Source organism: Lacibacter sp. (genome assembly GCF_057361365.1).
The window spans coordinates 625,615-645,977 of record NZ_JBMQSG010000022.1; the positions used below are offsets into that span (position 1 = coordinate 625,615).

Below are 20,363 nucleotides of genomic sequence, written 5' to 3' on the forward strand. Positions count from 1 at the left end.
AATTAAACACATGAAACGAATTGCTTTCTTTCTCTCGTTGATTGCATTCGGTTTTACATCCTGCAACAACGATAGCAAAACAGAAACAACTGCAACAGATACAACTGCTGCCCCAACAACAACAACTGAACAAACTGCGCCTCCAATGGATTCCGCAGCAATGGCAAAAGCCTGGCAGGATTTTGCTAAACCCGGCGATATGCACAAATGGATGGCCAGCCACGCAGGAACATGGGAGGCCGAAATAACATCGTGGGGTGGTGGGCCGGAACCATCAAAATCAAAAGCTACAGAAACAGTAAAGATGGTGATGAACGGTTTGTACCAGGAAGGCAATCTTTCGGGAAATATGATGAATATGCCATTTGTAGGAAAAAGTATCCTCGCTTATGATAATGCAAAAAAACAATTTGCACTTTCATGGATCGACAATATGGGATCCGGTTTAATGATGATGACCGGGGAGTATGATGCAGCAACAAAAACACTAAACCTCAAAGGAACTCAAACCGATCCCGGCACTGGAAAAGATATGAATGTGCGGCAGGAGCAAAAATTTATTGATGATGATCATTATGTATTAACCATGTATGGCGATGGACCCGATGGAAAAGAAATGAAGTTTATGGAAGGAACATTTAAACGGGTAAAAAAATAGAGGCACCGATAACTCCGATTGAAACGATGTAAACGATTTGTTTACCCTTGAATATTGCATTATTTAGAAACAGGGCAGCCGATTTTAAAATCGGCTGCCCTGTTTTTATCTGTGTAATCAGCGATTCTGTCAATTACCCTTCCACTCAGGCATACGTCCCGGTGTATAAGGTGCACCATTCTTTTCTAAAATATCTTCCAAGCGTTTTATCTCTGTTGCAATAGCTTTTATTTCATTGTAAACAGGTGTAAATTGTTTCGATGCAATTTGATAGTTGTTGATCTGCGTTTGTGTAGGTGCGGCCGTTGTATTCCACAATGAACCTGTGATGTAACCAATACGACCGTTCACGGAAGGCGATGTTTCAAACTCTCTTCTTGCTATGGATGCATCGCCATTCATTTGGCGGTTCACTGCATTTAAACGTTTCTCCACATCTAATAAAGCTTTTGAAAGATCAAGTGATTGCTTGGGTGTTTCAATAATTGCCTGTTTCAGGTAACGCACTTTTGTAACCAAATCGCTACGGAACTGATCGGTTGCTGCAACTACCCGACTTAACTCCCCGATTTTTTTAGAGAAATCGTCTAATGCTTTTTTGTCTGTTGCAGGAAGTGTGGCTGAATTTAACGCCATTGCTTTAAATGTTTGTGGCGCTGTTAAATCAGTATACACACCGTCTTCAAATTTACTCAGCGAAACTTTGTAAGTGCCCGGTAATGCAAAATAACCTTGATCAGGTGAACTGAAAGCAAATGATTCATCAAACGGAGTAAAATCAATTGGTCCGAACGCTGCAGTCCGGAAATCCCAGACAATGCGTTTCAATCCTTTTTTCGCAGGCGCTTTTAAACGACGAACAACATTACCAGCTTCATCTGTTACAGTAAATAATAAATGCGGAGCAAGTTGCTCATCTTCCAAGCGCAATGAATCAGGCGATGGATAAACAGGTGATTCACCTTTCTTTATTTTTTCTGCTTCAGCAGCTCTGCGTTTTTCTTTGATGGTTTTAATATCATCTTTTAAATAGTAAGTAAACACAGCGCCTACTTTTGGATTAGGCGTAGTAAAGAAACTTTCGCCCTGGAAACCTTTGCCTCTTACACCAAGCGGTTGCGATTCAATAAACATCCATGCATCTTTAACCGGGAAGATCACTGCAGCTTTATCGAGATCTTCTCTTTTTAAATGACGTAGCGGTGTATAATCATCTAACACATAAAATCCACGACCGAAGGTTGCAAGTATCAGATCGTTTTCACGTTTTTGTATTTCAAGATCTTTAACTGCAATAGTGGGCAGGTTGCCTTTCATCTGCACCCATTTGTTACCGCCATCGATTGTAACAAACAAGCCAAACTCTGTTCCCACAAAAAGTAAATCTTTATTTACATGATCTTCAGCAATGGTGTAAGAAGTACCACGCTCAGGTAAATTATTGGTGATGGCTTTCCATGTTTTGCCCCCATCACTTGTTTTATAAACATAAGGATGAAAATCGCCGTATCGATGATGATTGAATGTGGCATACGCTACATTCTTATCGTGCTGTGATGTGATGATATGATTTACATAAGTGCGTTCAGGCACACCGGCAATATTATCAATCTTCATCCAGTTTGCACCGCCGTCCGTTGTTACCTGTATCAAACCATCATCTGTACCAACATAAATGGTATTCTCATCAAACTTCGATTCTGCAATAGTGGTGATGTTTCCATAAATATCTGTTGAACCATTTTTTGCAACCGCATCCATACTCCACACTTTGCCCATTACCGGTAATTTGTTGCGATCAATTTGTCGGGTAAGATCAGGGCTGATCACTTTCCATGTATTACCACGGTCATCGGTACGAAAAACTTTGTTAGCTGCATGATAAAGCCGCTTGTTATCATACTTCGAAATCACCAGTGGTGCATCCCAGTTCCAGCGATAGGCTTCGCCTTCCGGTTCCTGTGGTTGAATAAATAAGAACTCACCACTTTTTCTATCATAACGTGTAACTGCACCATACTGTGCCTGCGAAAAAACAATATCAGGATTTGTCTGATCGATCTGCGATTCATAACCATCACCCAAGCTGGTGAAGTACCAATCGGAATTCATGATGCCATTCGCACTTAGGGTTCTTGATGGTCCACCTAAACTAAAGTTATCCTGAGTGCCACCATGAATATGATAAAAAGGAAATGCATTATCGGTTGCTGCTTTGTAAAACTGTGTTACCGGAAGGTTGGCTTTAAAATTCCAGTTGCTTCCTTCATCATAACTTTCATACACACCACCATCACAACCAACTAAATAATGCTCAGTATTATTTGGATCGATCCAGATCACATGATTATCGATGTGTTTATTTTTCTCACCTAGAATGGAAAAATTCTTGCCGCCATCTTTACTAACACCGAGATACACATTGATCACGAATATTTTATTGACATCATGTGGATCGCAAAATATTTTCTGGTAGTAGTTGCCCGATGTGGCATAACTGCTTTGCTTTTCCCAGCTTGCACCACGATCAGTACTTTTAAACACACCACCTTTGCCTTCAGGTGCTTCCACAACGCAATACAATACATCAGGATTAACCGGCGAATAATTCAAACCAATTCTTCCGATATCACCAGCAGGTAATCCACTCATCATTTTATTCCACGTAGCACCGCCATCTGTACTTTTATATAAGGCGGATTCAGGACCACCACCAATATAAGTAAACACTTTCCGCTGGCGTTGATGCGCTGCGGCATATACAATGTTTGGATGACGTGGATCAACCATCACTTCATTAAAACCTGTGTGCTCACTTACGTTCAACACCTGCTTCCATGTTTTACCGCCATCGGTTGTTTTATAAATACCCCGTTCGCCACCGCTATTCCATACCGGACCATATGCAGCTACATAAACGATATCGCTGTTTTTTGGATCAATGGCAATGCGACCAATATGTTCTGAATTTTTTAGTCCAACATTCTTCCAACTCTTACCGCCATCTTCACTTTTGTACACACCATCACCATAACCAACCACACGCTGGTTATTATTTTCACCACTGCCCACCCAAACTACATTTGTGTTTGTTGGATCAATGCTTACACAACCAATCGAAAATGCACCTTCCCCATCAAAAATGGGTGAATAGGTAATACCGGCGTTATTTGTTTTCCATACTCCACCTGCTGCTGATGCAACATAATATTCACTTGTGTTGTTGGGATTAACTGCAATATCTGCAATGCGCCCTGAAGTGATAGCGGGGCCAACACTGCGGAATTGCAAACCGCCCAGCAAGCCGGTGTTGAAAATGTCTTTCGGTTCTTCTTTTGCAGGTGCTGTTGTTTTCTTCTGTGCCTGAATATTAAATGCGGAAACGATCAGCAAACAAGTGCTGAAAATTTTTAAAGGGCTCATAACAGTTGGTTTTGAAAATGGATAAGAAAGATAATAAAAAAGTTGACCAGATAATTGATCAACTTTTGAATTGAAAAAAGAAAGAGCTATTAGAATAATTTTTCATTTGGCGGTTTAACACCCACTAAACGGATATAGATGGTTGTTTGTCCACGATGATGTGTTTGATGTTCGAATGCTTTGTTTAACCAGTTTAACCGTGAGAACATGAAATTTCCTCTTCCAGCCTGCTCTGTTAATTTGCTCAGATCCATGTTACGGATGTTTTCGATCGCATAGTCATAACTCATCATTACATAATGAATAACGGAGTCAGCTGACTGTGCTGTTGCACGTTGCTCTACGTTTTGTCCAAGTGAAATGCGTTGCGCCCCTGTACCATTTGCGATAAATCCAATAATGCCTTGTGAAAGATGCAGCATCTGTTGGGCAAATGTGCGGATGCTGTCCTGTGCACGAAAGCTGTATTTATCTTTCGGCATTGCATCAAGATATTCTTTGGTATAAACTTTTGCCCGCTCCCAATCTTTCACATACCAGGCTTTTATTGAATCGGCCAGTTGTGCTTTTACACCTGCAAAAGCAATTAGCATTAGTGCAAGCATGAATATTTGTTTTCTCATTTGTCGTTTGGTTTATTAAGATGAATATTTAATCCTTTTTTGTTTTTTCCATGGGAAGATGTTGAAGCCTGCTCCATTCCTGCAATGAACCATCATACACTTTCATATTGTAGCCAAGAATGCGGCCGGCCATGTACACCACACTTGCTGTTTGTCCAATAAAGCAATAAGCAACTACTTCTGTTTTTTTATCGGGAACAACAGGTTGAAAGTAGCCGTTGAGCTTATCAACTGGTTTAAACATGAAGGAAGAATCGATAAGATCAGGATAAGGAATATTTTTTGCGCCGGTGATGTGACCGTCTCTTGGGTTGCCTGTTGCATCACCATCATAAAAACGTTTTAGTCTTGCATCAACCACAACTGCTGATGGCGATTGCAGTGAATTGGAAACATAATCTTTATCGACGAGTACTTTTTCAACATTTGCAACAAAATCTCCTTTCTTTACAACAGGTAATTCTTTTGTAACCGGATAACCTGCTCTCTTCCACGCTTCAAGGCCGCCATTGAGAAAATGCACCCTGCCTTTTAAACCGAGATATTCTAATGTAACAAACATGCGTGCTGTTACAGTAACATCGCCTCTTGTATGATATAGAATAATGTGAGAGTTTTTATTTACACCAAGTTCCTGCAACACTTTGGTAGCAGCTGCAGCATCTGGTGGATTAAAATTCCCTTCCGGTGAATTGGCAGCCAGCCAATCGGGCCACAAAAACTTTGCGCCGGGAATATGTTCTTCCTGGTAATCGAGGCGTAGAAAATTAACCTGCAGCAAAACCAATTCAGGATCGTTCTTATTTTCATTCAGCCATTCTGCAGAAACAAGCAAAGGGATTTCTTTTGCATCTGCTTTTGCTATGGGAAAGGAAAAGATGATGAGTAAGATGATAAGTTGTTTCATAACAATTGCTTTAGGTGAGCAAAGCGGTAATAAGTTACTTTATTAGTAAAGCATAGAAAGCCAGTTTGTGACAAACGGTGTGAGCCACTGTTTACCTGGTTCATTTTTTACAAATACCCTCGTTAAGTATGAAGGTATTTGTTGGGAACATTAGGTGATGTGTAATTGGTGTTATATTGATGCTTCAATAAAACAGCGATTACATCATTGATGGTTTGTTCACTTCTGTGCATTTGTGGCAACAAACCCATCATTGCATAACTGATTGGGTTAACGGAAGGAATAAATGTTTCCCATGGATAACCTTTTCCCCAAATGATGCCTTTTACTGTTACATCAAGCTTTGCACCACGATCGATCAGGAAATGCATCATGGCTGCTGATTGATGATTGTTTTGATTGACCGTATGAAAGATGGGAGTTTGTCCGCCAAAACCATGTTGATCTGTTCCTGCTGCTGCGTTTACATCAGTACCATGTTTCACCAATACTTCCGCACAGGCAACGTGATTGAACTCCGCACACACATGCAACAGTGTGGCTTCTTCAATTGCTGTGTAGGCCGCTTTAAAGGAAACTTTACTGTTAACAAGCGATGGATCTTTTTGTAACTCTTCCTCTAACATTACAGCATCGTTCAGTAATACGGCCAGCAATGATTTGTTTTCAAATTGCAAACCGGCATCAACAAATGCTTTTACACAATCTTTAAAACGGGGACTTCTTGTGTATTCACTCAGCAATTCATAAATGAGTGGTTTACTGTTGTGCAAACTGTTTACATCAACACCTAAAGCAAAACAATTACGAATGCCGTCGGCGGCATGTAGCTCTATCAGTTCAATAATATCGTCAGCAATATTATTCATACTGTTTTTGAATAAGCATCAGCGCATGTCTATTCACATTTATTAATAGCCACGGCGTAAGGTACCACCTTTGCCAGCATGATCTTATTTTTTACTGCAGGATCATCCTGCATAAATTGCGCAGCTTCTTTTTCATCCTTTGCATAAAAGATTACCAGGCCCATCATGCTTGCATCTTTCAGATCGAGCATGGTACGACCAGCCAGGATCACCACGCCCTCATTTTTCAACTTCACCAGGCGTTGAAAATGTTCTCCGGTAATGGCTTCATCTTCTTTACTCCAGTTTTTTTGTTCTTTGTATTTTTCAGCAAGTGTGAGAATACCCAGCCATTGGGGCGTTTTGGTTTTTTCCTGTGCACTAAGTTGCAGGGTAAAAAAAATGCAAAGGATCGTAAGCAGTGGCTTCATGTTTTATCGTTTTAAGTTTTTCTCGTAAAGGGCTATCCATTCATCGGCCGATATTTTACCGGCGAGTTCACCAATGAGTTCAATAGGAATATCCTCCGGCTTTTTATACCTGATACAGCTTTTGCCCATATCCAGTTTTTTGGGTGAAGCTTTTGCGTGTGCTTCAGTAAACCATTTTAGCAATTCAGGACTGGCGTATATACCCATATGGTACACGGCAATAAAATTCTTTTGCGAAGCAATGCTCATAAACGGCAATGGGTCTTTTGGGTTGCAATGATAACCGGCCGGGTATTTCGAATGGGGTACGCTGTAGCCCAGCATGCCGTAACCCATTGATTCCTGGAACCCGGATGACAGGTTTTTCTTGATGGCTGCCCGGAGTTTCTTGAAAGCCGCTTGCCGTTCAACCGGCATTTCGGCAATGTAGTCGGCGGCAGATGTTGCAGATGATTGCATGTTTATTTTGATTTGTTTAAGCTCATAAATTAAGGTTTTATAGGTAAGCCTGCGATCGCTCTATAGAATTTCTACTACACAAAAACTATTAAAAACAAGTACAAGCTAATACGCAAAGGTTCTATTTTATGCGGCTTCCGGCTGTTGTTACTTTGCATCATCAACGGTGATAGTAAGACAGCGAAAAACCAAATATAAAATGAATTGATCCCAATGAAAAACTGTTTACCCGTGTAGCCAACAACAACCAATTCCTGTTAGAAGACCCGATTTAGCCCGTTCCCGTTTACCCAAAAACCACATAAAACCAACGTTAAAAGGTCGTTTACCCTATACCGCATTGCCAATATCCACAACGTGAAAACCAATAACGGACCGTTACGACATGTAGAGCCATAGTTTCCGGAAGTTCCTGAATGATGATGATTGACAAACAAACCGTGAAACTATTTCCCGAAACCCAAATGCCAACAATCAGCTATTCGTTTCCACGACTAGCTTTTTTTATTTTATACCACACTAACTGATCACCATTTTTGTGTCGCATTTTTCAGTCTTCAATTTCTCCCGCTTGTTCAATTCAAACAGTTGCTGCCGGACAAACATTGCAGCTTACCGAATTTCAACTACAAGTCAACTACAAAACATGTACGGTTTAATCGGTTCCTGTACTATTTTTTCCGGCTCCTGGTGGTTGTTACTTTGTATTGTCAATAACAAAAAACCCAATCACTATAAAACAACGATCCGTATTCTTTGTTAGAACTACCACTGAAACCAATATCTAAAAATCCAAACCCTTGTAAAACCAACAATTGATCCGTACTACTAAAAAACTTACCGCTAAAACCAGATTTTGTTACACGCACAAATCCAATTCTAAGAAAGACCAGGCCAATCCGTGCCCGCTGCCATGAGCAGTAAGTTTCATGATGATTAACGTTACAGGGCACCCCGTTTTTAATCCGATTTTTTGAAAAAGCCTTTTTTCCTGTCCTTAATAATTATTGTATGGAAAATCAGTTTGCACTGAAATTACTTGTTGCCAATGTTGCGCAATCAATTTTACCCACTGCCGTAAGCCGCCGTAGTTTTTTTCTAAACGATATTGCTCCCGATCTGCATGTTTCTACAGATAAAGAACTACTGGCTTCCCTGCTGAATAACCTCTTAAGAACTGCCGTATCCCAAACCGAAAGTGACTGTATTCGTATATCAGCTTTCGAGCAACAGCAAGATGTGTTTTTGCAGGTAAGCGAAAACGGACGTTGTTACAATGCAAACATTTTACACGAAATGGAAGAACTGATGCCAATGGCTGCCACGCTAGGCGGCACGGTTGCCATTACCCCGGCAGACAAAGGCCTTGAGCTGGCGCTGCGTTTTCGTACAAAGGGTTAATCTTTTCACTGGTTAAAATTTCAGGATCCGGAAAAACTCCGGCCAGGGCCCCATCTCCCCGATATACTGTTTGGCCATTACTCTGGTGACCTGCGCAATATGTGTAAGATCGTGCACCACCCAGGTTGATAATAAATTCCGCAAACTCACTTCACCCAACACAGGATGCATTCCTTTTCGTTCAAGATCATTTTCTGTCAATTGACAGGTATGTAACCAGTCCATATTTTGTTTTCTTACTTCTTCAAATTCATCCAGTAATTGCTGTAAACTTTTTCCTTTACTCTCTTCGTACTGTGCAAAGCGATCGTAAGTATCAAATGGTTTGCTTAGGCCATGCTGCAAAATGATTTTTGCTCTCACTACCCAATCTGTTTTTTCACCATGAATCAAATGACCCACTACATCGTAAGGCGAAAAGGTTTCAGGACCTTCGTTGTTCATCACCCACCCATCGCTGATGCCGGTAAGCAGGCTTTTTAAAACAGCAGGCGTACGTTCCAGTATTTCGATGGCTTGTTCTTTTGAGTACTTCATTTCTTTTTAGCTGCTTTCTTTTTCTTACTTGACTTTGCAATTTTATTGTAATCCAGTGCAAGCTGAACCCAGTAGTTGAGTTGTTTTTTTGTTTTCAAAACATCATCGCTAACAAAATAATAACCTTTAATATCCTTCCCTCTCATTTGCATGGCTTTGCAGCCCGGCATTTCTTGTACTTGCTCATCCGCTGCCGGATCAATACGCACCATAATTTCATCGGTATGCACAGCCACACACATTTTATCATCCACCATAAAACACAATCCCTTAAAAATTTCTTTCTCTTCGGTTATGGTGTGTGTTAGTTCAACAAGATCACGAACCCGTTGAGCCAGTTTATCGTCGTAAGCCATTGTATGTTTTAGGAATTGATGACATCCTGAATGCGTTCATCTTTATTGCGCAGATCAACACCACCTTCAAACATCGATTTCATATTGGCGAGGTAAAATGTCCAGCCCGTTTTACACCCAATATGCCACATCTCCTTTGCTTTATCATCGGTTGGAATATTGTCCTGCATCAATTCAACGATGAGTTCATCCTGTTCGGGATAAATACGAACGCTGCAATTACCAGCTTTGCCAAAACGAAATTTGAAAAAATCTTTTCCGTTGCATTCAAGTATTTCACCTGTTTCTGTTACCTCGTCGCTATAACCAAACCATCGCCAGCGATAAGTGTCACCGGTTTGTACAGGTTCATCATCGCTGCGTAGTTCGCCATTTGCATTGCTGTATTCACTCATGCGTAAAAACCAAAATTCAATACCCGCCTTTGTTGCCCATGCACGATAAAGCTGCTCAACTGAATGGCTTGTAATGTTGATGCGAACAGTAAAACTGCTCCAGTCGAACGAAGACATGATCAATCTTTTTTACGTGAATAGTAAAAGTTTGATTTCTTTACTGCCAATACAGCGCCATCATCAATCACCGCTTGAATAGAATCTTTACTCACCAATGTGTAACTGATGCGTTTTGGAAAATCATGCTGTGGGTTTTCGGCTACGAATCCAGTTTCACTATACACTGTGATCTTAAATTCTACGGGTTGTTCACCATTCTGATTTTTTACAGTGGGGATATAAAAATAATTGCCGTTACGAAAGGCGAGTTGAATTTTTTCCAACGGAATGTTTGTTCCGTCGGCTTTTGTCATGCTACTTTCTCCTGCCAGTGTGCTGTCGTTAGCAACCGCCCATTTTTCTGTGATGATGCCACGCTTTGTTTCCATTTGCCAGCTGCCTTTCAACCAATGAAATGATTTCATTGATTTTTTTAGTTCGGCTGTTTCAGTTGTAAAGCCGCAAACAGTAAATAGTAAAAACAAGACAATGCTATTCTTTTTCATACCCGTTTATTGTCTGTATTTGGCAGGAACGTTGTGCAATGCAATACGGTTACCTTCCGTATCTTCAAAAACAGCCATATCACCATATTCATCGGAGATAGCAGTTTTGGGCACAAGTATTTTACCGCCTGCTTCTTCAATGCGATCAAGAAAAATCTGAACATCGGGGTTTCCGTTAAGATAAATTAACGGACCATCAGTAGAGGATGGTTTGTAAAAATTAGTTCTTTCCTGCACCAGTGTTCCTCCAATACCTTTCATTGGATCATCAAGGGGAAACATCCTCATTTTTATTCCCTGTAAGTCCATTATCTGCATTTGAAATTTAAACACTGCTTCGTAAAATCGTTGTGCACGCTCAATGTCGGTGGCTGGAATTTCAAACCAGCTGATAGCATTATCCATCTTGTGTAAGTTTTAATATTTATAATGTTGCTCTTGTTTCTTTCAATCCTTTGCTTTGTAAATAATCAACCAGTTCTTTCGCTTCTTCACCTCCACGGTTTGCATGATGCAATAATGTAAAACCATGCGGACCTCTTGCATACAAATACGAAGGATAGGTTTCCATATAGGCTTTTACAATTTGTGTTTTGCCCAGCATTGTTAATACAAACAAATTTGTTCTTGCACCTTTTTCAATTAAAAAGTTCGCAATGTCTTTATTGCCCACATGTCCGGCACCTTCCAGTCCTGTTTCAAAATCGCCGCCACCAAGATCCCATGTTGCATAGATCAAGGTAGGAAATTCGGCCAGCAACTGTTTCACTTTGTCGAGATTATTATGGCCGGCACTTACAAAATCTTTTACCTTTTCAGCAGGTAAGGGGTCGGGTTTTGTTTGCGGAGCTGGAATTGTTTGTGCAAGTAAAAGCGAAGGCAAAGTCATAATACCTGTACCAACTGCTACGTTGTGTAAAAATGATTTCCGGTTCATGATAAAGGCTTTTCTTAAAGTTCCGAAATAGAACAGAAGAATTTACCCCGTTCATCATATGCAGTAAAAGCATAATAAGGATTAATAACCTGGCTGGTTGTTAACGTTATTTGTGACCATCAGCCCTTAACTTTGCGGTTTAATTCATGTGTATGAAAAAGTGGGCTGGTCTTGTTGCGGTATTTGTATTTGTTTTCCTGTTTACAGCTGTTAATGCAGATGCACAATGCTCAATTTGTACAAAAACAGCTTCGCAGTTGGGGGAAAAGCCTGCCAAAGCCCTCAATGGTGCTATTATTTATCTCATGAGTACACCTCTTCTTATAATAGGATTCATCGGCTGGCGCTGGTGGAAAATGCAAAAGAAAAACGAAGAGCAGGCCTGACCATTAATCACATTCCTTTTTTTACATTCCACTCATCCCTTAACTTGTATGCATCAATCAACTGCATATGAGAAAAGCATTATTACTGTTGCTGTTGCTCCCTCTTTTTACAGCAGCACAGAAACTTCCTTCAATTGAAGACAAAACAAACGGCTTAAAAAAGTACGAAGGCTATTTTTCTTTTTATTGGGATGAGAACACAGGAAAACTGTGGCTTGAAGTGGATAAACTGGATACGGAGTTTCTGTATGTAGTGTCACTTCCGGCAGGACTAGGATCAAATGATATTGGTCTGGATAGGGGTTTGTTAGGCGAAGATCGGGTGGTGAAATTTAGCAAAACAGGCAGAAAGTTATTACTCATTCAACCCAACTATAGTTACCGTGCATTATCAAATGATGCAGCTGAACGCCGTGCAGTGGAACAGGCTTTTGCACAAACCACCGTTTGGGGTTTTACGGTGGAAGCAGAAAGCAATGGAAAATATTTGGTTGATGCAACTGATTTTCTTTTGCGTGATGCCATGAAAGTGAGCAGCAGTATTCGTCGTTTACGGCAGGGGAATTATGTGTTGGATAAAACACGCAGCGTCCTGTACCTGCCTCGTACGAAAAACTTTCCACTCAATTCTGAACTGGAAGTAACCGTTACTTACACCAACAGTGATGGTGAAGTGGGCAATTTTGTACAATCAGTTGCACCTTCAACAGAAGCCATCACACTTCGTATACATCATTCATTGGTGCAGTTGCCCGATAATAATTATAAACCAAGAGTATTTGATCCACGCAGCAGTTATATTCCCGTTTCATTTTTCGATTATGCATCACCTGTTAGTGATCCTATTGAAAAGCAGTACATCATTCGCCATCGCTTGCAGAAGAAAGATCCCTCGGCAGCAAAAAGCGAAGCTGTAAAGCCCATCATTTATTATTTGGATAACGGTACACCTGAACCTATTCGCTCGGCATTGCTTGCCGGTGGCAAATGGTGGAACCAGGCATTTGAAGCTGCTGGTTATATCAATGCATTTGATGTAAGAATACTTCCGGATGATGCCGACCCGATGGATATCCGTTACAATATGATCAACTGGGTACATCGTTCAACACGTGGCTGGAGTTATGGCGCTTCGGTTGTTGATCCACGTACAGGCGAAATTATTAAAGGACAAGTATCACTTGGTTCTCTTCGAGTGCGCCAGGATTATCTCATCTTTTCCGGTTTATTATCACCTTACGAAACAGGTATTCCTGCCAATGATCAAATGTTGAAAGCAGCTTTGGCAAGATTGCGTCAATTATCAGCTCATGAAATTGGTCATACCATTGGACTCATGCATAACTATGCGGCCAGTGTAAGCAACCGGGCAAGTGTAATGGATTATCCGCACCCGACTATTCGTGTAAATGCAAATGGCGAAATGGATTTTTCCAGTGTGTATGATGATAAGATTGGTGATTGGGACAAAGTAGCAGTTACATGGGGTTACCAGGATTTTCCTGCAGGTACCAATGAAAAAACAGCGTTGAATAATATTATTGCTGAAGCAAATAAAAAAGGATTGCAGTTCATCAGCGATAGGGATGCACGTGCACCTGGTGGCTTACATCCGCAAGCGCATTTATGGGATAACGGTTCAAATGCAGCAGAAGAATTAAAAGAAGTAATGAAAGTTCGCAGCAAAGCATTGCAACAATTTGGTGAGAAAAATATTATGCCCGGCATGCCCATGGCGATGCTGGAAGATGCATTGGTGCCGGTTTATTTTTATCATCGTTATCAAATTGAAGCGGCTACAAAACTGGTGGGTGGTATGTATTACACCTATGCAGTGCGTGGCGACGGACAGCTCATCACCAAAATATTAGGTAAAGATGATCAACGAAAAGCATTGAATGGTATTATTGATTGTATTGATCCGAAAGTATTGATGATACCTGACCGTATTGCTGCATTAATACCACCACGTCCTTCAGGCTATGGTGCATCAAGAGAATTGTTTAGGAAACGAACAGGTTTATCATTTGATCAACTATCACCTGCTGAAACAGCTGCCGATCTTCCGTTCTCGTTTTTATTTAATAGTGAACGCTTAAGCCGGATGGTGCAGCAGGAAGTAAGTGGCGGATTAGGTGTAGCTGAAATGATTCAACTATTGGTCGATAAAATATTTAAAGCGCCACGCAGGAGCGGTATGGAAGCATTGATTCAACAGCAAACGGAACAAGTTTTATTAACTTATTTGCTTGCAGCATCTGTTGATGAAAACAATTCGTTTGCAGTCCGTGGTATTTTGATAAAAGCATTAAGCGATTTGAAAAAATATATTGAACAGCAAAGCAAAACTGCAACAAGTGTTTATGCCGGTCATTTACAATTGGCGTTGGAGCGTATGAAAAATCCATCAGCTGCGAAACCAACATTGCACAAAGAAGCGCCCCCGGGTGCGCCGATTGGGTGTGAAGAATGATTTGCCACTAAGACGCAAAGTCGCTAAGATAAAAGAGGAGAGCATTGCTCTCCTCTTTGTATTTTCCTTTGAGTTCCTTTGCGACTTTGTGTCTTCGTGGCAATACTATCAATCAAACTTTTTGATAAATCTGTACAAATTAAATTCTCCTTTCTTCATCTCTTCTTCAATTGCAAGTTTCATTTCTTTCTTCAATACATCTTTCATCCGTTGTTGCTGAATGAGATAGTATGCTTTTTCTGCAAGCAGCCAGCTTCGTCTTTCATTTGCATGTGGATGTGAAAGTAAGTGAAGAATATTTTTCAGTAGCTCCTCAGCACCATTTTGTTCAGTAGCTATAGTTTTCACCACTGGTATTTCCTGTGCATGCGTTGCAAAAGCAGGAGCCAGCATCAAACGAAGATTACGAACAAACAGATCAGCTTCGGGCCGGTCGGCTTTGTTCACTGCAAACACATCTGCAATTTCCATTAAACCTGCTTTCATTGTCTGCACTTCGTCACCAGCTTCGGGAACAAGAACTACAACAGTAACATCAGCCAAACCTGCAATCTCAATTTCACTTTGTCCTACACCAACTGTTTCTACAATCACATAATCAAAACCTGCTGCTTTGCATGTATCGGTGATCTCTAAAATTTTTGGATGCAGTCCACCTAATGATCCACGTGTAGCCAATGAACGGATGAAGACATTTGGATGATTGTACCAGTTGCTCATGCGTATCCGATCGCCCAGCAATGCACCAAGATTAAACGGAGATGATGGATCAATGCAAAGCACCGCCACTTTTTTTCCCTGCTTAACCAGTAAACCAATCAAACTATCGGTCAAGGTACTTTTGCCAGCGCCTGGCGGTCCTGTTAATCCAATAACGGGAGTTGAAGATGCAGGCAATGTTTGTAAGAAATGTTCATAGCCTTCCACTTCGTTTTCTATTAACGAAATGCAACGTGCCAGGCTTTTGGTATTACACTGTTCAATTTCTTTTAATAAATCGGCCCACATGGCACAAACCTAATTATAATAAGAATGCGAACAACCATTGGTAAATTGGAACTGTGTATAGTGAAGATCATTTTTTTCACAGTTATCCATAATAACATCACAACAGTGAAAGTGCAATTGTTTTAAAAAGTAATCTTCGTTTATTTGCAATAAGAACCATGACAGCCAGGATACCCACGATACATTTCTATATTTTTTGTACGGGTATACTCTTAATGATGGTTGGTTTCCTCGCAAGCCGTGCAATGCTCAGCATTGGAATGATCACGGTTATTGCTAACGGTTTTTTACAAGCTGATTGGAAGGAGCGATTCAGCGTATTTAAAAGCGATCTTTTATTACCCGGCATTACCTCATTGTTTATTATTCCTTTTATTTCCGGATTATGGAGTAGCGATCTTTCTGCCTGGCGGGAAATGATGCAGGATATGCTGCCGCTGTTGCTGTTGCCATTTGCAATGGCAATACAGAAGGGATTTGAACGAAAACATTTTCAGCTCTTTGGTTTAGTGTGGACAACGCTATTGGTTGTTGGCTCTTTGTGGAGTGCAGTTCACTACTTAAGTGATTATGAAAACTACGATGCACTTTACCGGCTTTCAAAAACAATTCCAACTCCGGCAGAAAATGATCATATCCGTTTCAGCATGGCAATCGTTATTGCATTGTTATTATGGTTGAAACTGGAAGAATGGAATAACTATTTTTCTGCCTTCATCAAATGGAGTTTTCGTTTTGCTGCTGCATGGTTTGTGATTTACCTGCATATACTTGGTGCAAAAACAGGGCTTATGGGTTTGTACCTGGCTGTATTGCCATTCTTCATAGGGCAATTGTATCATACAAAGAAGAAGCAATTGGCCACCGCAGCACTTGTTGCTGTGCTCTGTTTGCCTGTTGTTGCTTATTATAGTATTCCAACTTTCCGAATCAGGTTACAATATGTTTTGTTTGAACAAAGCAATTGGCAACACGAAAAGTTTGCAGGAAACTTCAGCGACGTAAATAGGTTGGCATCGATAAAAAGCGGATGGGATGTATTTAAGAACAATTGGCTTACCGGTGTAGGTTATGGCGATATAAGAGAAGAAACAGGTAAATGGTATGCAGCCAATGCACCGGAAATACAGTCATCACAACAATTCCTTCCACTTAATCAATGGATGTTTAGTGGAAGCGGAGCAGGTATAGCAGCGGTTCTTTTATTTACTGTAGTAGCGCTATTACCTTTTTTTACCAGGCATTGGCAACAGAACAAACAGGCACTCGCATTTGTCTTGTTTATGGCTCTCGTGTTTTTATACGAGTGTACCATTAACGATCAGTTCGGTGTGTTTTTGTTTTGTTTTTTTATATTATATTGGAATTTATCTATTCGACCGGTCAAACTGTAGTATGCAACCTATATCTGTAGTAATTATAACAAAGAATGCCGCCCACTTGCTTGCGCCTACATTGCAAAGTGTAAAATCACTGACCGATGATATAGTTGTTTGTGATACCGGAAGTAATGATGCCACCATTCCTGTTGCAGTAAAAAATGGAGCTTCGGTCATCGAAGAAAAATGGCGGGGGCATGGTCTTACTAAAAACATTGCTAATGAACAAGCCGTGTACGATTGGATATTGCAAATTGATGCAGATGAAATTGTAGATGAAGAATTGTTGGAAACGCTGATGAAGCTTGACCTCTCCAATGACAAGCAGGTATTCACCATTAGACGTAAAAATTTTTTCAAAGAGAAATTGATCCGTTACGGCGATTGGCGGCGTGATGAACCCTTTCGCCTGTTCAACCGCAACCAGGCAATGTGGAACGAAGATTTTGTACATGAAAAACTGATCTATGAAGATGATTGCGTGGTGAAAAAGTTAGCTGGCCATATCCTTCATAAAACTGTTCAATCAACGGAACAGTATGAACAGAAAATGAAGAGTTATGGAATTAAAAGTGGTGAGCAATATTTTAAGGCGGGTAAAAAAGGCGCCTGGTACAAACGCTATCTTTCACCCTGGTATTCGTTCATCAATAGTTACATTTTTAAACGAGGTTTTTTAGATGGCAAAGAAGGCTTGCAAATTGCAACAATGACAAGGCGTTATACCCGACTCAAATACCAAACCCTGTATGATCTTCAAAAGACGGGTAAACAATAAAGTGGTTTCTTCGTTAATTTGTAAACAGAACCAACCACTGCATGACCAATTTCATACCCATCTTTCCTTTAAGTGTTATTGTTTTTCCCGGTGAAAATCTGAACCTCCACATCTTCGAACCACGTTACAAACAACTTATTGCCGAATGCTTTGAACAGAAAAAGCCATTTGGTATTCCAGCTGTAGTAAATAAAGAATTGAAAGACCTCGGCACACTGGTTGAAGTAACTGCTGTTAAAAAAGTGTATGATGATGGTAAAATGGATATCAGCACCCGTGGTGTAAAAGTGTTTCGTTTACTGGAGGTCATTAAAGAAATACCTGAAAAATTATATAGTGGAGCTATTGTTACTTATCCCGATGATCTTGATGATGGCAAGCGTAAAATAATGCAGAAGGTGGTAAAAGGCATTAAAGAATTGCATCGCCTGCTGGAAGTAAGCAAAGACTTTAAAAAGCCCGAAGACGAATTAAAAGCCTTTGATGTGGCTCATCACATGGGTTTAAATATTGATGAAGAATTTGAATTGCTGGGGCTTTTTCGTGAAGCGCAGCGCCAGGAATATTTAAAACGACATTTAGGGAAAGTGATTCCACTTTTAACTGAAATGGAAAGCTTGAAAGACAAAGTAAAACTCAATGGTCATTTCAGGAATTTAGAGTCATTTGATTTTGATCTATAACTTGCACGCATGTCAACAACCATCTGTTTCGATTTTGGCAACACCCGTTTAAAAGCGGCTGTGTTTAGCCATGATCAACTGAAAGAAATTATTATTCTGCCCGACGATAACCGTTCATCTATTGAAGAGATTATTGAAAAGTATAAACCTGAGTTCAGTATTCTTTCATCGGTGGTAAATCATCAAACTGCAGTGGAAGAGGTGTTAGCCACAAGTACTCATTTTCACAAATTGTCGCACCAAACAAAATTGCCTTTTACCACGCCGGTTGGCAAGCCTGAAACCATTGGTGCCGACAGGTTGGCGCTTTGTGCAGCCGCTGTTCATCTCTTCCCCAATAAAAATAATTTAGCCATTGGCCTGGGTACCTGCATCACGTATAATTTCATCAATAACCAAAACCAGTTTTTGGGAGGCAGCATTTCACCCGGGCTGGAGATGCGCTTTAAATCGATGAACGATTATACCGCCAAACTTCCATTGGTAAAAATGGAATGGAATTTTCCACTGATCGGTTACGATACTAAGACCAATTTACTCAGCGGTGTAGCCTGGGGTATGGCCAAAGAAATTGATGGAATCATTGACGCATATGCCGAAAAGTACGGGAACTTTAACGTGCAATTAACCGGGGGTGATACCCTTCATTTTGCTCCTCTGCTCAAAAACCAGATATTTGCAGACCCACAACTAATATTTAAAGGTCTGTATGCAATATGTGAGTTCAATCGGTAAGCGTGTTTCGTTGGTGTTCGTGCTATCGTTATCAGTTATTTTCTCTGCTTTTTCACAGGATAATTCGCCTTGGAGCCGTTACGGTTTAGGCGATATTGTGCCTACCGGCAACGTGGCCACAAGAGGCATGGGACATTTAGGGGCAGCCTATAATGATTTTCAATCGATCAATTTCGTTAACCCGGCTTCGTACAGCCGTTTTGGCTTACAGCGCTCAATTCTTGAAATGGGAATTGATATCAATAGCCGTAAACTGAGTAATAACAGGGGCGATACCTATACTTCTAATAATGCGGTGATTCCTTACCTGGCAGCAGGTTTCCAGATAAAACCCGTAAAATCAAAAGTAAACTGGGGAATGGCGTTTGGTTTGCGCCCGGTTACCAAGGTTAGCTATAATATCCAGTCGGGTGGACGTATGGCTTCAGGCGACAGTACCATTACCCTTTACGAAGGAACCGGCGGTACTTACCAGGCATTTTTAGGAACAGCAATTGGTATTAAGAATTTCAGCATTGGTGTAAATGGCGGCTACCGTTTTGGTACGGCCGATTACACAACAAGAGTAAATATCTTCAACGATACCCTGCCGGGTCGTTACCGCAGTGGTCAGAAAAAGATCCGCAATAAGTTTGGTGCTGCCTTTGCCGAAGTGGGCGTGCAATACATGATCAAATTAAAGGTTGATACCGTTAATCGTAAATCAAGTGTGTTGCATCTGGGCGCTTATACCACCTTGCAAAGCAGCATGCGTTCTACACGTGATGAATTGTTTGAAACCTTCCTCATCAATCAGTCCACAGGAAATGATCAGCAACTCGATTCTATCTCAGAAATCACCGATATTAAAGGCAACATTCTTTTCCCTTCAACTTATGGTTTTGGGTTGATGTATGAGCACGATGGCAAAAGCAGCCTGCGTTTAGGTGCTGATTATGTATTATCGAAATGGGCCGACTACCGTTACAATGGTGCAAGAGATATGCTGCAGGATGGATGGCAGGTGAAAGTGGGCGGACAGTTTATTCCTGATATAACAGGTCGTTCAAAATCTTACTGGAGCCAGGTGATGTATCGTGCAGGTTTCAATTATGGTCTTGAGCCTTACACCGTGAATGGTGATATGAAAACCTACGGCATTACATTTGGGGTAGGCTTACCTATCAAACGTTTCACTTACCAGGAGATCAATAAGAGTAATGTTGTGAATACTGCATTTGAATTTGGTCAGCGTGGTAACCGTACCATGTTATTACGTGAAAACTATTTTAGGTTTACACTTGGTTTCTCCTTGAGCGATATCTGGTTCATTAAACGCAAATATGATTAATACAGGTCGAC

22 protein-coding genes are annotated in these 20,363 nt (G+C 40.7%); 9 read left to right on the forward strand and 13 right to left on the reverse strand.

Annotated features, from left to right (window positions below):
• Window positions 1-10: 10 nt before the first annotated feature.
• Window positions 11-658, forward strand: coding sequence for a DUF1579 domain-containing protein (locus tag ACO1QW_RS20950; protein ID WP_486261504.1), 648 nt, complete (start codon window positions 11-13; stop codon window positions 656-658).
• A gap of 129 nt (window positions 659-787) precedes the next feature.
• On the opposite strand, the gene ACO1QW_RS20955 is transcribed toward ACO1QW_RS20950, so the two are convergent.
• From ACO1QW_RS20955 to ACO1QW_RS20980, 6 genes are all read right to left on the reverse strand, one after another.
• A complete protein-coding gene (locus tag ACO1QW_RS20955) occupies window positions 788-4,081 on the reverse strand; it encodes a WD40/YVTN/BNR-like repeat-containing protein (protein ID WP_486261506.1) in 3,294 nt (1,097 codons plus the stop codon).
• Between the two features lie 89 nt (window positions 4,082-4,170).
• Window positions 4,171-4,704 (reverse strand): DinB family protein, encoded by a 534-nt coding sequence (locus tag ACO1QW_RS20960; RefSeq protein WP_486261508.1) that lies wholly within the window; start codon window positions 4,702-4,704, stop codon window positions 4,171-4,173.
• A gap of 28 nt (window positions 4,705-4,732) precedes the next feature.
• Window positions 4,733-5,611 carry a sulfurtransferase gene (locus ACO1QW_RS20965; RefSeq protein ID WP_486261510.1) on the reverse strand — a complete coding sequence of 293 codons (879 nt, stop codon included), beginning with the start codon at window positions 5,609-5,611 and terminating at the stop codon, window positions 4,733-4,735.
• Window positions 5,612-5,733: 122 nt separating this feature from the next.
• Window positions 5,734-6,480, reverse strand: a complete 747-nt coding sequence (locus ACO1QW_RS20970) for a hypothetical protein (protein WP_486261512.1) — start codon at window positions 6,478-6,480, stop codon at window positions 5,734-5,736.
• 29 nt (window positions 6,481-6,509) lie between these two features.
• Entirely contained in the window at window positions 6,510-6,890 is a 381-nt protein-coding gene (locus ACO1QW_RS20975; protein ID WP_486261514.1) for a YciI family protein, read from the reverse strand.
• Between the two features lie 3 nt (window positions 6,891-6,893).
• Window positions 6,894-7,349: a DUF1801 domain-containing protein gene (locus ACO1QW_RS20980; protein WP_486261516.1), complete on the reverse strand. Its 456-nt coding sequence runs from the start codon at window positions 7,347-7,349 to the stop codon at window positions 6,894-6,896.
• A 1,011-nt stretch (window positions 7,350-8,360) separates the two neighbouring features.
• Here ACO1QW_RS20980 and ACO1QW_RS20985 point away from each other — a divergent pair.
• Window positions 8,361-8,750 (forward strand): hypothetical protein, encoded by a 390-nt coding sequence (locus ACO1QW_RS20985; RefSeq protein ID WP_486261518.1) that lies wholly within the window; start codon window positions 8,361-8,363, stop codon window positions 8,748-8,750.
• 12 nt (window positions 8,751-8,762) lie between these two features.
• On the opposite strand, the gene ACO1QW_RS20990 is transcribed toward ACO1QW_RS20985, so the two are convergent.
• The 6 genes from ACO1QW_RS20990 to ACO1QW_RS21015 are packed head-to-tail and all read right to left on the reverse strand — an operon-like array spanning window position 8,763 to window position 11,580.
• Window positions 8,763-9,287, reverse strand: coding sequence for a DinB family protein (locus tag ACO1QW_RS20990; RefSeq protein WP_486261520.1), 525 nt, complete (start codon window positions 9,285-9,287; stop codon window positions 8,763-8,765).
• A complete protein-coding gene (locus ACO1QW_RS20995) occupies window positions 9,284-9,643 on the reverse strand; it encodes a TfoX/Sxy family protein (RefSeq protein ID WP_486261522.1) in 360 nt (119 codons plus the stop codon). The genes ACO1QW_RS20990 and ACO1QW_RS20995 overlap by 4 nt, the downstream gene beginning before the upstream one ends.
• 8 nt (window positions 9,644-9,651) lie before the next feature.
• A complete protein-coding gene (locus ACO1QW_RS21000) occupies window positions 9,652-10,155 on the reverse strand; it encodes an SRPBCC family protein (RefSeq protein ID WP_486261524.1) in 504 nt (167 codons plus the stop codon).
• A gap of 2 nt (window positions 10,156-10,157) precedes the next feature.
• Window positions 10,158-10,643, reverse strand: coding sequence for a DUF6265 family protein (locus tag ACO1QW_RS21005; RefSeq protein ID WP_486261526.1), 486 nt, complete (start codon window positions 10,641-10,643; stop codon window positions 10,158-10,160).
• A 6-nt stretch (window positions 10,644-10,649) separates the two neighbouring features.
• Entirely contained in the window at window positions 10,650-11,048 is a 399-nt protein-coding gene (locus ACO1QW_RS21010; RefSeq protein WP_486261528.1) for a VOC family protein, read from the reverse strand.
• Window positions 11,049-11,067: 19 nt separating this feature from the next.
• Complete coding sequence (locus ACO1QW_RS21015; protein ID WP_486261530.1) at window positions 11,068-11,580, reverse strand: ankyrin repeat domain-containing protein; 513 nt, start codon at window positions 11,578-11,580, stop codon at window positions 11,068-11,070.
• Between the two features lie 152 nt (window positions 11,581-11,732).
• On the opposite strand from ACO1QW_RS21015, the gene ACO1QW_RS21020 reads away from it, so the two are divergent.
• On the forward strand, window positions 11,733-11,966 hold the full coding sequence (locus ACO1QW_RS21020; protein ID WP_486261532.1) for a hypothetical protein: 234 nt from the start codon (window positions 11,733-11,735) through the stop codon (window positions 11,964-11,966).
• 67 nt (window positions 11,967-12,033) lie between these two features.
• Window positions 12,034-14,439, forward strand: coding sequence for a zinc-dependent metalloprotease (locus ACO1QW_RS21025; protein WP_486261534.1), 2,406 nt, complete (start codon window positions 12,034-12,036; stop codon window positions 14,437-14,439).
• Between the two features lie 108 nt (window positions 14,440-14,547).
• Here the strand turns inward: ACO1QW_RS21025 and meaB are convergent, their stop codons facing one another.
• Window positions 14,548-15,447 carry a methylmalonyl Co-A mutase-associated GTPase MeaB gene (gene meaB / locus ACO1QW_RS21030; RefSeq protein ID WP_486261536.1) on the reverse strand — a complete coding sequence of 300 codons (900 nt, stop codon included), beginning with the start codon at window positions 15,445-15,447 and terminating at the stop codon, window positions 14,548-14,550.
• A gap of 158 nt (window positions 15,448-15,605) precedes the next feature.
• On the opposite strand from meaB, the gene ACO1QW_RS21035 reads away from it, so the two are divergent.
• Genes ACO1QW_RS21035 through bamG form a run of 5 tightly spaced genes read left to right on the forward strand, consistent with a single transcriptional unit; the run spans window position 15,606 to window position 20,352 of the window.
• A complete protein-coding gene (locus tag ACO1QW_RS21035) occupies window positions 15,606-16,841 on the forward strand; it encodes an O-antigen ligase family protein (RefSeq protein WP_486261538.1) in 1,236 nt (411 codons plus the stop codon).
• Window position 16,842: 1 nt separating this feature from the next.
• On the forward strand, window positions 16,843-17,604 hold the full coding sequence (locus tag ACO1QW_RS21040; RefSeq protein WP_486261540.1) for a glycosyltransferase family 2 protein: 762 nt from the start codon (window positions 16,843-16,845) through the stop codon (window positions 17,602-17,604).
• Window positions 17,605-17,645: 41 nt separating this feature from the next.
• The gene (locus tag ACO1QW_RS21045) at window positions 17,646-18,287 is read left to right on the forward strand and encodes an LON peptidase substrate-binding domain-containing protein (protein ID WP_486261542.1); all 642 of its coding nucleotides are present in this window, start codon (window positions 17,646-17,648) and stop codon (window positions 18,285-18,287) included.
• Window positions 18,288-18,296: 9 nt separating this feature from the next.
• Entirely contained in the window at window positions 18,297-19,022 is a 726-nt protein-coding gene (locus ACO1QW_RS21050; protein ID WP_486261544.1) for a type III pantothenate kinase, read from the forward strand.
• A complete protein-coding gene (gene bamG, locus ACO1QW_RS21055; protein WP_486261546.1) occupies window positions 18,997-20,352 on the forward strand; it encodes a BamG family beta-barrel-assembly machinery protein in 1,356 nt (451 codons plus the stop codon). The genes ACO1QW_RS21050 and bamG overlap by 26 nt, the downstream gene beginning before the upstream one ends.
• The last annotated feature ends 11 nt before the right edge of the window (window positions 20,353-20,363 follow it).

Coding starts and splice junctions, on each gene's coding strand:
- ACO1QW_RS20950 (WP_486261504.1), top strand. CDS start 11: ATGAAACGAATTGCTTTCTTTCTCTCGTTGATTGCATTCGGTTTTACA.
- ACO1QW_RS20955 (WP_486261506.1), bottom strand. CDS start 4,081: ATGAGCCCTTTAAAAATTTTCAGCACTTGTTTGCTGATCGTTTCCGCA.
- ACO1QW_RS20960 (WP_486261508.1), bottom strand. CDS start 4,704: ATGAGAAAACAAATATTCATGCTTGCACTAATGCTAATTGCTTTTGCA.
- ACO1QW_RS20965 (WP_486261510.1), bottom strand. CDS start 5,611: ATGAAACAACTTATCATCTTACTCATCATCTTTTCCTTTCCCATAGCA.
- ACO1QW_RS20970 (WP_486261512.1), bottom strand. CDS start 6,480: ATGAATAATATTGCTGACGATATTATTGAACTGATAGAGCTACATGCC.
- ACO1QW_RS20975 (WP_486261514.1), bottom strand. CDS start 6,890: ATGAAGCCACTGCTTACGATCCTTTGCATTTTTTTTACCCTGCAACTT.
- ACO1QW_RS20980 (WP_486261516.1), bottom strand. CDS start 7,349: ATGCAATCATCTGCAACATCTGCCGCCGACTACATTGCCGAAATGCCG.
- ACO1QW_RS20985 (WP_486261518.1), top strand. CDS start 8,361: ATGGAAAATCAGTTTGCACTGAAATTACTTGTTGCCAATGTTGCGCAA.
- ACO1QW_RS20990 (WP_486261520.1), bottom strand. CDS start 9,287: ATGAAGTACTCAAAAGAACAAGCCATCGAAATACTGGAACGTACGCCT.
- ACO1QW_RS20995 (WP_486261522.1), bottom strand. CDS start 9,643: ATGGCTTACGACGATAAACTGGCTCAACGGGTTCGTGATCTTGTTGAA.
- ACO1QW_RS21000 (WP_486261524.1), bottom strand. CDS start 10,155: ATGTCTTCGTTCGACTGGAGCAGTTTTACTGTTCGCATCAACATTACA.
- ACO1QW_RS21005 (WP_486261526.1), bottom strand. CDS start 10,643: ATGAAAAAGAATAGCATTGTCTTGTTTTTACTATTTACTGTTTGCGGC.
- ACO1QW_RS21010 (WP_486261528.1), bottom strand. CDS start 11,048: ATGGATAATGCTATCAGCTGGTTTGAAATTCCAGCCACCGACATTGAG.
- ACO1QW_RS21015 (WP_486261530.1), bottom strand. CDS start 11,580: ATGAACCGGAAATCATTTTTACACAACGTAGCAGTTGGTACAGGTATT.
- ACO1QW_RS21020 (WP_486261532.1), top strand. CDS start 11,733: ATGAAAAAGTGGGCTGGTCTTGTTGCGGTATTTGTATTTGTTTTCCTG.
- ACO1QW_RS21025 (WP_486261534.1), top strand. CDS start 12,034: ATGAGAAAAGCATTATTACTGTTGCTGTTGCTCCCTCTTTTTACAGCA.
- meaB (WP_486261536.1), bottom strand. CDS start 15,447: ATGTGGGCCGATTTATTAAAAGAAATTGAACAGTGTAATACCAAAAGC.
- ACO1QW_RS21035 (WP_486261538.1), top strand. CDS start 15,606: ATGACAGCCAGGATACCCACGATACATTTCTATATTTTTTGTACGGGT.
- ACO1QW_RS21040 (WP_486261540.1), top strand. CDS start 16,843: ATGCAACCTATATCTGTAGTAATTATAACAAAGAATGCCGCCCACTTG.
- ACO1QW_RS21045 (WP_486261542.1), top strand. CDS start 17,646: ATGACCAATTTCATACCCATCTTTCCTTTAAGTGTTATTGTTTTTCCC.
- ACO1QW_RS21050 (WP_486261544.1), top strand. CDS start 18,297: ATGTCAACAACCATCTGTTTCGATTTTGGCAACACCCGTTTAAAAGCG.
- bamG (WP_486261546.1), top strand. CDS start 18,997: ATGCAATATGTGAGTTCAATCGGTAAGCGTGTTTCGTTGGTGTTCGTG.